The sequence below is a fragment of the Acetatifactor aquisgranensis genome (genome assembly GCF_943193215.1).
GTDB lineage: Bacteria > Bacillota > Clostridia > Lachnospirales > Lachnospiraceae > Acetatifactor > Acetatifactor aquisgranensis.
Window position 1 is genome coordinate 1 of record NZ_CALPDH010000064.1, and the last position, 10,222, is coordinate 10,222.

Here is a 10,222-nt window from a genome sequence, read left to right on the forward strand (position 1 = left end):
TGTATCGACTTTTGGATAATAAATATACATTTTACAGAATCCCTTGCATTTAACCAGACTTAATCAGCAGACACTAAGTAGTGTATAATGTCCATGAGCAATGACTCCTTCTGTAGAGTGATGTTTGTGGTGAACTCATTATACACGAAAAGGGAGGTCATTGCTCTTTTTATTTGCAAACTCCCATAAATCAAGGTTTTAGTAACAAAAAATAGGGTAGGATTTGACACTACCTGGAAGAGTGACGAGGTGTTTGGAATGAGAAAAATACTTTCACTTGTGATAATTGGGATTATGGCATTTTCACTTACAGCCTGCGGACGCCGGGCGGAAAATAATTCTACCCGACAGGAAGCATCAGACCGACAGGAACTATCGGAAAAAGAGACTAATCCGGTTGTGGCACAAGGGGCAGAATCTTCTGATCGTACAGAGAAGGAAGAAATGGATACCGATTCCGACAACAAAGCGGAAGGAACCTCTATTCTGGTGGCGTATTTTTCCCTTGCAGGAGAGCAATATGGGGTGGGTGTCATTGAGGAAGGCAATACCGCGATTATTGCGAAAATGATTGCAGAGCAGACAGGGGCAGATACATTTGAGATTGAAGCCGTAAATGCTTACCCGGAAACATACGATGGGCTGCTGGAGATCTCACGTCAGGAAATGTCAGATAGTGCCCGCCTTAAAATCGCTTTCAGAACAAGATGCACTATTTGAGAGGCTGGCTCGTGAACGGAATATTACAGTTGAAGAAATGAAAGAAATTATCTCTGCCCGTATTTTAAAAGGATGGAATAACACGAATCCGATAAAATGATATATTCCTGACAGGTTACGCTGTAAAATTATGAATTTAAGCCATTAATGCCATTACAGATAAGCCGGGTAGCGATTTTGATGATATCCTCAAGGGGAATTTTTTTCCCATCTGCCACCCATTGTTTGTAAATTTCCAAAGTGCTTTGTGCTGCATATGTCATGATAATGTTCTGAATATAGGGGTTTTCAGCAGATGATGCTGCTCCGTTTTTCCAGGTCTGATTCATAATGTCATTTGTGATTTTACGGCTGATGTACTTATAGTTGCCGCTGCAGGTGATTCGTTCCCCAATTTTCCCCAGTTCTTCGCTGCACAGAAAAAATTCCCGTGTGATTTTATCCATATCGCGTGGGCGTTCCAGGCCCTGGGTGCGTTTAATGAAATTCTGTGCCATTTCATTCTGGATTTCCCGAAGAAGGTCATCTAATGTGTTGTAGTGTAAATAGAATGTTTTTCGGTTGATTCTGGCACGTTGTGCCAGTTCTTTGATAGAAATCTGTTCGTAATCCATTTCACAGATCATTTCTTCAAAGGTTTTACGGATGGAGTCCTTTGTCCTCTGAATCCGCAGGTCTACTTTTTTATCGGCTGCCATAATAAAACCTCCTGAAAAGCTGCACTGCATGGAGAAAAATTGCAATACAACTCTTGAAATTATATTTTATTGGGTTGTACCCGTTTGTATTATAATACATTCAAGTCAAAAAATCAACACGTGAGTATTATTGGCGTTTCAAGACAGAGGGAATCAGCATAGAGAAACCTTAGCACATTATGCCACATTTTTATCAGATGTGTGGCATAAACCACAGAAGCTGTCAGAATGGTGTGGAATCAGGAGCAGTTTTTGGATTATGATACATAGGAAATCAATGTAATCCTTTATTTTAACTGATACAGAAAGAAGATTCTTTTATGTGTTTAAAGGTAAAGGAAAAGGCATCGGAACAAGGTTACAGGATTAAAATTTCAGGAGGAAAAGATAGACATGGAAAAAATATCAGACAGTCTTACCCTTCATAATGGGTTAAAAATTCCCGGTTTGGGTTTTGGCGTATGGCAGATTTCCCCTCTTCATACAGCAAAATGTGTAAAGACAGTAATCAAGGCAGGATACCGCAATATTGACACTGCGGAAGGATACATGAATGATGTGATATGTTGTGAACTGTAGATGTAAACTTTTCCGTAAAATGCTGTATTTTAGCGGAAATGCGCATCTGCTAAAATACAACATATGTGGCTGGCTCATTTGTGGTGAATGGAAACTTGCAGATGTTGTGGTAAAGGAAGAAAGTGATATTTTATTCGTATCTGTAAACAGTTTAGCACAAAGAAAGGCGGTTGTATATGGAGATTACATACCATCGGGAAGGCGACTATCTGATTCCAGACCTCAAACTTTCGGATACAACGGAGTATCAGATCAGGAAGTATGGACGGATGAGGAAGCGTTTTTTAGAAGAAAACCATAGGGGCATTTATTCGTATATGATCTTATCGGAAACCTTATGGAAGCACCTTGCGGAGATTGATGAAGAATGCAACGAGATGATGGACAGGCTTGTGGGGCAGATGGCTAAAAAAGAGGGCATGACGGAGCAGCTTAAATCCGAGGACTGGCTTGGCTGGTTTCAGAAGATGAACAGCATCAGGAGCAGGGCGGAGGAAGTAGTGCTGCACGATCTGATATATTCCCTTTAGGATTGCCCTGCTTTAAGTTTTGTAGCATGAGGCGCCGATGATGTCAAGACACCGGCTCCGCCTCGCCTGCGGCGGTCTTGACATCATCGGCGTCTCATGCTATGGAGTGGTTAAAGGGGAACAAAGTTCCCCTATTGCATTGAAAATGCCAATGGCAGTATTCTGAAAAAATCAAAATTGGGGATTGACAAGAATTAAAAAATAGCTTACTATTGACAATAAGAAATGGGTTTTCACCGTACATCTTGCTACGGCTTGCTCGTTTCTTTTTTTATTGCCAAAATGTCATATAGATATTTCCTGCCATTTTCAGCATGGTTAATCAAAAGACGGGCATGGAAGATATTGTATCTTACAAGCACATTTTCCTCATAGACCGGGAGGGCAAAACGGACATCATACCTGTACCAGCCGTATTTTGCGTTTTTATTGTGTTTTTCCTTGCGGTTTTCTTCAAAAGCTGGGTTAGATGCTATCTGGATCAGCTCCGGTATCGCAGTGGCGGCATTTGCCTTCGCTTTTGCATTTGCTCCCATAAGGCTTTTGCGGCTCTCTGATTCCGTGTATTCTTCCGGCAGTTCACTCCCGATAAAAATATGCTCTGCATTTTCAGCGATTTCGTAATAGTCCCCAACGTATCCTTCGAGATACTGCTTTACATCATTCCAGTCAATCTGACGCTTGCCCTTGAATCGGATATCGTTAATCAAGACCAGCTTTTTACCGTCCGCATCGGTTATGATATTTACATTCCTGTTTTCAATCATCTCTTTTGATCCCTTTCTTCTTTTCCCTTGATTTATAGACATTAAACTGGTTCTTGCACTTTTGGCTGCAAAACTCATTCCCTTTCCGGCTTGCAACAAAGACTTTCTTACAATGTTTGCACATGCGCATATCACTGTCCTTATCTGTGAGCATGAATGAGAAGCACATCTGCACCATGATTAGCAGGGAATGGAAATCCCATACGATGACGGGCGAATCCTTTTCAAGTGCGATCCGGTAAGTCGGGGCTATCCCGCCGAAAGCGGAAATGCCCTGACGGTACAGACTGCGCGTCTGTTCGTCAATCGCATCATAATCCATATAATAAAGGAAGCTTGTCATAAAAGTAAACGCCCAGTCGGTAAATTCCTTTACAAGCCAGTCGTACCTTTCCGCATATTCCTTCTGCAATCCCATCGCCACAGCCTGTGGCGCATTCCCCATAGCCATCGTGATCGCAAGCCCTCACGGTCGGTCACAGACCATCCCGACTCTACGCCGTTCTTTTTGAAATCAGGCTTGTCAAAAGGATAAAAATAGGTGAGATACTCCTCTGTAGGGAGGGATTCTTCCTTTATAAAGTGATTTTTGGGAAGATATACCGATTCATAGGTTATGAAATCTGCTGTTGTCGGCAGGGCAGTCATAAAGCCGAGAAAACCATATTTTTTGATAAAGTCAAGCACAACTTCCCTCAATTCTTCTTCCGGTATTTTGTGCATGGCGGCAAGCCCGACATTTATGGCATCAATGACGAGCTGTTCTGCTTCCTGCATGGGATGGTACATTTCCGGTCTGGCATCTTTGGAAACCGTTATGTAGAGGTTGCTGTCACTGTCTGTCTTATATTCATAGTTGCTGTACCGAATCCACGGCGCACTGGTATGTTCAAATAAATTTTTCATAAAAAATCTGCTCCAATCCAATCAATCCTGCCATATCATCTGATGTAATATTTCTTACATTATAAACAGTTACTCATTGTTGGTCAAGCTGTTTGTGGCTTTCAGTCAGAATACACTTATCTTCCCTTTTTCTTTCGCACTCCGTTTTCCAAGAAATATTTTTCGTCAATCGTCATCGGCAGACTGTTTTCTTTCCTGTATGTGAGTATGCCGCCATAGAGCTTCCGTATCTTTTTCAGAGCAGTTTCCCGAATACCCCGGATATTCCGGTCAGTCTGTCCGATACTCTCCGCATATTCTGCTGTGGAATAATCACGCAGGAATAGATAATAGAGCATATTTTTGAGATGTGGTTTTAGTTCCTGCAATATCCCCGATAAATCTATATCCGTGACAAGTTCGTGTAGTGTTTCCGGGCTGTCAAATATGAAATCAAGAAAATCGCCCGCAAGCATGAGCCTTCTTAGAATCATATCATAGGAAGGTCTGGTGGAAAGGTACCATTCATCTGCGCCCCATTCCAAAGGAACAGTGGATCGCCCTATTTCATGGTGTCTTTCTTTCCGTTCCCTGCTTGCGTCCAGTTTATCCCACCAGTACAGCACATTTTCAAAGTCGGCTTCTGTCCTTGCGCTTTCCTCAATACGCTGGATCGCAAGGGCGCGGGCTTCACGGTGGAGCATATCCCTGTCCGCTTCCGTTATGAAATTCTGCTCCCTGAATGCTGGGATTTCAGCGTATTTTGGCATTTATGGTCAGTCCTTTGCAAAAAAATAAGATTTTGTAGCTGTTTTTTCAAAAACACTTCCGTTTTTATAGCCGTTTTTCTCCTATTAGTGAAAGAGTAATTCTTTTTGACTGGAAATCAGTTACACGAAAGGAGGGGCAGGCTATGAGGTACGGATAAAATGGGAATCCGGTTACTAAGTACGGAAGTCGGAGACTTAACGGTTCCCCGAACAATTATAAGGGAAATGCGTATGAAGCGCAAGAAAGGATTGCATAATGGAGGCAGTAAAATTGAATAATGATATGGCAAAAACCAGTCCTTCTGTGGCTGGTTTTTTTACCGCAGGATAGGCGGGACGCTTTTCAAGGTCAGGGTATATACAGGTTCAGGGTATGCCGACACGCAGGGCAGCCGTTAAAGGCTGCACGATAAAGGGCGAGCATTTAAGCCCGCAAAATAAGGGAAAAGAGCAACCGGAAGGCTGCAAATAAGGGCGTAATTGTAGCCGTCTGTTTTGAGACTGACATATCGGGTTTCAGGCAGACGGCTTTTTTCTGTCCTGAAAAGACCTGTTTTAGAGACTGTTTTGGAGAAGTCAGGGGAGTCTCAGCGGGTAATTTCCGGGGAGGGCGTAAGCGCTCCCCTAAGCCCTCGGCGTTTGAGAGTGAAATACACCCTCCGCACAAACCTTCGGTTTATGCTCTGGGGATTTCGCCCTGCCGGGGACAAATTTGCGCAGACGCAAATTTACAGTCCGAAAGAGCCGGACAGGGCATTCTGGCGGGAACTTGCCAAGTGCAGTCAGGAAGAATTTGAGAAAAGCGGAACGAATGGAAAGTGCATAGAGGCAAGGGAGCTGATGATCGCCCTGCCGGAAAGTTTTATCAGCCATGACCACGACTATCTGCTGAAAAAGATGGTAGACGAATTTAAGAAACGGTACGGCGTAGAATGTTTTTCTGCGCTCCATCACAATAAACGGAAAACAAACCTGCATATCCACATGATAACCAATAGAAAAGATTGCCGCCCGGAATATGTTCTATGACGAGCAGGGGCGTCATGCGCGGACAAAGAAAGAGATACTTGATGGGGACGGAAATATCTGCAGGGGCTGTAAAATAATCAAAAAAGGAGAAGTGTATGAGCGTAAAATTTTTACCATAAAAGACGGACGCTTTAAGCAGGAATCTTTTCTGGATGAGGTAAAAGTATTTTATACAGATCTGATCAATCAGATGGTAATTGATGATTAAGACAGGCTCAGCATATTTGACAAAAACGGTTCGTATCTTGCAACTAAGAAAGTCGGCAAAAATAATCCGAAAGCAGAGGAGATAAAAGCAGACAACGAAATCCGCATGGAATGGAACAGAGCGGTTGACTGTGCAATCGCAAGCGGCGTATCCGAGACGGAGGTTGTGGAGCTTAAAAAGGCGGAGATCACGGGCAAGGTAAAGGAATCTGTGGGACAGAATGGCAGCAAGCCGGAGCTGTTCAGAGATATTGTCAGGGCGGCGATTTTGTTATTAGAGCATCTGATTGCAAAGGTTATGCAGAAAGTAATGGATATGGCGGAAAAGGTCATCAGCAAAGCTGATGATGCTGTAAAGGAAACATCAAAAGATATGGATGGTCAGATTCATGTAAAAGTTGATTCGGCAGTCCGACGGGAAAAGAAGATACAGTTTCCTTTATATACGGAGCGGAAATCAGATGCGCAGAATAAGACGGGACAGCTTCGGCAAGAAAACACTGGGGAAATCAAAAAATTCGTTATTGAACAGATAAAGGCAGAACAAAAAACTGTCCCTGCTGAAACAAAGCAGTCAGAAACAGAAAGACTGCCGCAGCTAAAGCCTTCCATACTTGCAGAAAGCCGATTTATGTGCCGATTTGGACGGGGCGCTTTTGCGTGGCAGTCTGGCAGTGCTATAATCAGACATATAGACGCCCGGAGTCTCAAGGGAGATTCCGGGCGATTATGCAGATATGGAGGATTCAGGAAATGAATGAACAAAAGCTGGAAAAGCAGAGGCGGAATCTTGTGGACAGGGGCGTGTTATCGCCGGATGAAAAATTATATGGCTCAGCTACGATCAATTATACGGAGAAGCTGGTCGGAAGAATCGAGACATGGAAGCAGGGCGGCGTGGCAATCTTTACGGACCGGCAGGTCATTCTCACCAAGGGATTTTCATGCGAATACATCCATATTCCTTACATCTGTATTAAGGAATTGGGAAAATGCAATCAGGGATTTTTTCCGATAGGGATGGTGATTACTTATGAAAACAGGGAAAGCGGGGAAATCGTGACAGAAAAGATCTCGCTGGAGAAAAGAAATGGCTGCAGATTTTATCGGAGAAAGCAGGATTATAGCTTTCCAGTGGAAAGGAGAGAATACGGTTATGGAAGAATTAATTCGTCTGTTTGTTGAGGAATTTCAGCAGCCCTCGACATTAGAGGAAACGAAAATTGCCAATTTATTAGGACATTCGGACAGATTTATTGCCTTGGATCAATACCGAAGAAAATGTCTAAAAGCCCAGAAACAAATACTGGGTGAGTTGGCTGGAAAGCTGGATTCTATGGATTTGTACAAGGGCTGCTGCTGCGCATTTTTCTGTGGTGTACTGATGGGAGAATGTGGGCCAGGAGGCGCAGGAGAGGGACTTGTGAATTTCTTTATTAAGGTGGTTTCCCATCTCTGCGGGTTGCTGGATGAGCTGGATAAAACAGAGGAAAGTGATCCCGAGGATGAGATGTTGGACAAGCTGTTTTTGACGGCACCGGATAAGGTTCGGGCTTTCCGGGGAAGTGCGCCACTGATGATGGCAATTATGGATTTACTGGCAAAATCACCGGAGAGCAGGGAGTATCTGCGTAAAAAGGATTTATATGATAATCTGGAGCGCATTGAGCCTTTTGTGAAAAATAGCTCATATTTGCTTCGGATATATCCTGTCTGCGGACCTATGGATGTGCTTGTTTTAGCACCAAAAAAGGAGCAAGGAGCGTTAATAAGGGTTCAGGATGTGGGGAAAAATTTCCACTTGATGACCTTGCTGGAAAGGGCACTTTATCAGAAAGAATGGGACCAGCGTTTTGGCTTATCCGCAGATGTGAAATCACCGGAAAGCCTAAAAGTATTTGCCTATGCATCGGGGGAAGAGACGGCAAGGCAGAATGGTTCGGTTTATGCACATGCCGCCTATTATTCCTGTGATGGTCAGATGCTCTGGGGAGAGATGGGGCCGGATACTATTCCCTGTGTGGAGCAAATGCCTGTGGTATTGATTTATCCTGAAAAATTTCCACGAAGCTGGGATTTATTCTTCGCTGTAAGCTGCCATCCTTATCTTAAGCCTTTGGCAGAAATCAAACGGGAATTGTCAAAGGAAGAGGTTCGGGAATGGATGGGGAAGATGCAGGGGATTTCATCATTCTGATTCTTATTTGAAAAATAGATATTATGATTACAATAAATGACGTCAAACAAATAAGCAAAAAAATATGCACACAGTGACAGCCGCCCGCGTCTGTTGGGGAACCTGCTGGTTCTGGAGCGCTATTGCAATACGGTGCAGCAGGGGCTGACCGCGGACAAGGCACAGCTTTGTGTATGCCTGCGGTATGCGCAGGGGCTTCTCTGGGATTATCTGGGCGGACGTGTCGCGGCGGCGGATTTTCAGGACTTTGCAAATGATTATTATGCATGGCTGTTAGAACACAATGTAGGCCCCGAAGGCTTTTGCTCAGAGCATTTTGCAGAATACTTTGCGGATTCGTGTCCGGATGCTTATGAATGGTTTGCGGTTGAGTGGAGTTGCGGGCTGTTGATGCAGCTGGTTTCCATAGAGGGCGGACGTGTGGATCACGAAGATTTTGAGGAGTGTGAGAAGCTTGATTTTTATGGGCCGCTGTGTATGCTTGACATGATGGAGGATGTCTGTATCGGGCTTACTGATACACCAGTTGTATCAAACAGGGGAACTGATTTGGAGAAGGCGATGACACAGGTACGCAAAACTTCATTATTTCAGGAAATTGTCATGCATGTTCAGAACGATCTGCAGACGGCTCTTTTGGCCGCGCCGACGGAGTATGAAGCGCTGCGGAAGGAATACGGACAATATACGATCATTCCGGAGCAGTATGCCGCGCGGATGCTGGAGTATTAAAAAACTGTTTTAATTACATTCTGGAAGGAGAGAAAGCTTGTGAAACCTGAAACTATTCAATGAGATTTTGTTGTAATGACGATAAATTGCTGAAACAGGTACCGCGTTCAATTGGGTCAAAGTTTTTTGATATAATATCTAAGGAAAGCATCTGATTTAGGGCAACAGAAAAGAATAACTTGTACAAAAGATAAAATGCCCTAAATCTGATGCTTTCCGATTGTACCGGGCCGCGGGGCCTGAAGGTGCGGGTGTGGGGATTGCTTTTCTCCACCTGGCAGAAACGGAGGCTTTAGAAGGGAAAAATAAAGATGCACAGAAGTTTCTATGCCGGGAAAAACTGTATTTTTCTGGAGGTTCCTTAAAAATGCGTAGGCTGACCAGGCCTTCCATTCCGGGAGACCTGTAGGGGCACCGTATAAAAATGAAGAAGAGCATTTATATGAAAAGAATCTATCCGGAAGCATAAGTCCTTCCGGCAGGCCGCATCCCGGCAGAGCCGCAGACAGGACACCTGGTGATGTCCTTCTCCCAGACAGCCAGGACCAGCTGTGCCATGGACATCCCGGCAAAACGTGCCTTGAAGCCCTGGCGCCCCTGGAGGGTGAAGATCAGCTTCAGGTTCCTGGACTTTGTACGGTTGTTCAGGAAGCCGTAGTAGCGGATCTTCTGGAACCCCTGTGGGAGCACATGGAGGAGGAACCGCCGGATGAACTCGCAGCAGCCTATGGCAATGGTGCGTTTTGGATCCCCCGGCTTTAAGCCCCTCGCAGAGAAGGCGACCTCTGTTTCCGTAACGGAAAGGATGCGGCTGTTGGAGATGGCGATCTTATGGGTATACCTGCCCAGGTACTCGATGGCGTTGCCGAAGCCGTTGAATGTCTCCTTGATGAAGGGGCACCAGTCCCTGCGGCAAAGGCCGTCCCGGAAGGCCTGCCAGCCGGAAGGTTCCCGGAAAGCGGCACAGGAGCCCGGGAGGGCAAGGGAGCCATCCTTATAGAGCCTGTCCAGGAGGGCAAGGTATTTCCCCTTGAACTTGTCCCGCAGGACAAAGACGGGCAGGAAGAACTTCCCTTTGCTCCTGCGGATCCTGCCGTCCGGGGTAAGG

Annotated in this window: 14 protein-coding genes; 8 read left to right on the forward strand and 6 right to left on the reverse strand. The window is 44.8% G+C overall.

The window, feature by feature from the left end:
• Nucleotides 1–258: 258 nt before the first annotated feature.
• On the forward strand, nt 259–720 hold the full coding sequence (locus NFS35_RS27830; protein ID WP_251210227.1) for an NADPH-dependent FMN reductase family protein: 462 nt from the start codon (nt 259–261) through the stop codon (nt 718–720).
• A 128-nt stretch (nt 721–848) separates the two neighbouring features.
• Here NFS35_RS27830 and NFS35_RS27835 read toward each other — a convergent pair whose 3' ends face one another.
• Nucleotides 849–1,418, reverse strand: a complete 570-nt coding sequence (locus tag NFS35_RS27835; RefSeq protein WP_251210228.1) for a TetR/AcrR family transcriptional regulator — start codon at nt 1,416–1,418, stop codon at nt 849–851.
• A gap of 393 nt (nt 1,419–1,811) precedes the next feature.
• Between NFS35_RS27835 and NFS35_RS27840 the strand changes: the two genes are divergently transcribed.
• On the forward strand, nt 1,812–1,997 hold the full coding sequence (locus NFS35_RS27840; RefSeq protein WP_251210229.1) for a hypothetical protein: 186 nt from the start codon (nt 1,812–1,814) through the stop codon (nt 1,995–1,997).
• 176 nt (nt 1,998–2,173) lie between these two features.
• Nucleotides 2,174–2,527 carry a TnpV protein gene (locus tag NFS35_RS27845; protein ID WP_251210230.1) on the forward strand — a complete coding sequence of 118 codons (354 nt, stop codon included), beginning with the start codon at nt 2,174–2,176 and terminating at the stop codon, nt 2,525–2,527.
• Nucleotides 2,528–2,775: 248 nt separating this feature from the next.
• On the opposite strand, the gene NFS35_RS27850 is transcribed toward NFS35_RS27845, so the two are convergent.
• From NFS35_RS27850 to NFS35_RS27860, 4 genes are all read right to left on the reverse strand, one after another.
• Nucleotides 2,776–3,294: a hypothetical protein gene (locus NFS35_RS27850; RefSeq protein WP_251210238.1), complete on the reverse strand. Its 519-nt coding sequence runs from the start codon at nt 3,292–3,294 to the stop codon at nt 2,776–2,778.
• Nucleotides 3,287–3,712 carry a hypothetical protein gene (locus tag NFS35_RS30120; RefSeq protein WP_330640512.1) on the reverse strand — a complete coding sequence of 142 codons (426 nt, stop codon included), beginning with the start codon at nt 3,710–3,712 and terminating at the stop codon, nt 3,287–3,289. The genes NFS35_RS27850 and NFS35_RS30120 overlap by 8 nt, the downstream gene beginning before the upstream one ends.
• The gene (locus NFS35_RS30125; protein ID WP_330640513.1) at nt 3,667–4,200 is read right to left on the reverse strand and encodes a hypothetical protein; all 534 of its coding nucleotides are present in this window, start codon (nt 4,198–4,200) and stop codon (nt 3,667–3,669) included. The genes NFS35_RS30120 and NFS35_RS30125 overlap by 46 nt, the downstream gene beginning before the upstream one ends.
• Before the next feature lie 116 nt (nt 4,201–4,316).
• Nucleotides 4,317–4,949: a sigma-70 RNA polymerase sigma factor region 4 domain-containing protein gene (locus tag NFS35_RS27860; RefSeq protein ID WP_251210231.1), complete on the reverse strand. Its 633-nt coding sequence runs from the start codon at nt 4,947–4,949 to the stop codon at nt 4,317–4,319.
• A 645-nt stretch (nt 4,950–5,594) separates the two neighbouring features.
• On the opposite strand from NFS35_RS27860, the gene NFS35_RS27865 reads away from it, so the two are divergent.
• From NFS35_RS27865 to NFS35_RS27885, 5 genes are all read left to right on the forward strand, one after another.
• Entirely contained in the window at nt 5,595–5,978 is a 384-nt protein-coding gene (locus NFS35_RS27865) for a hypothetical protein (protein ID WP_251210232.1), read from the forward strand.
• Between the two features lie 517 nt (nt 5,979–6,495).
• Complete coding sequence (locus tag NFS35_RS27870; RefSeq protein WP_251210233.1) at nt 6,496–6,942, forward strand: hypothetical protein; 447 nt, start codon at nt 6,496–6,498, stop codon at nt 6,940–6,942.
• A complete protein-coding gene (locus NFS35_RS27875) occupies nt 6,939–7,370 on the forward strand; it encodes a hypothetical protein (RefSeq protein WP_251210234.1) in 432 nt (143 codons plus the stop codon). The genes NFS35_RS27870 and NFS35_RS27875 overlap by 4 nt, the downstream gene beginning before the upstream one ends.
• Nucleotides 7,342–8,382: a restriction endonuclease subunit S domain-containing protein gene (locus NFS35_RS27880; RefSeq protein ID WP_251210235.1), complete on the forward strand. Its 1,041-nt coding sequence runs from the start codon at nt 7,342–7,344 to the stop codon at nt 8,380–8,382. Before NFS35_RS27875 ends, NFS35_RS27880 begins: the two co-directional genes overlap by 29 nt.
• 93 nt (nt 8,383–8,475) lie before the next feature.
• Nucleotides 8,476–9,114, forward strand: coding sequence for a hypothetical protein (locus NFS35_RS27885; RefSeq protein WP_251210236.1), 639 nt, complete (start codon nt 8,476–8,478; stop codon nt 9,112–9,114).
• A 453-nt stretch (nt 9,115–9,567) separates the two neighbouring features.
• Here the strand turns inward: NFS35_RS27885 and NFS35_RS27890 are convergent.
• Nucleotides 9,568–10,222, reverse strand: a 655-nt coding sequence (locus NFS35_RS27890) for an IS91 family transposase (RefSeq protein WP_251210237.1), incomplete at its 5' end; no start/stop codon positions are given.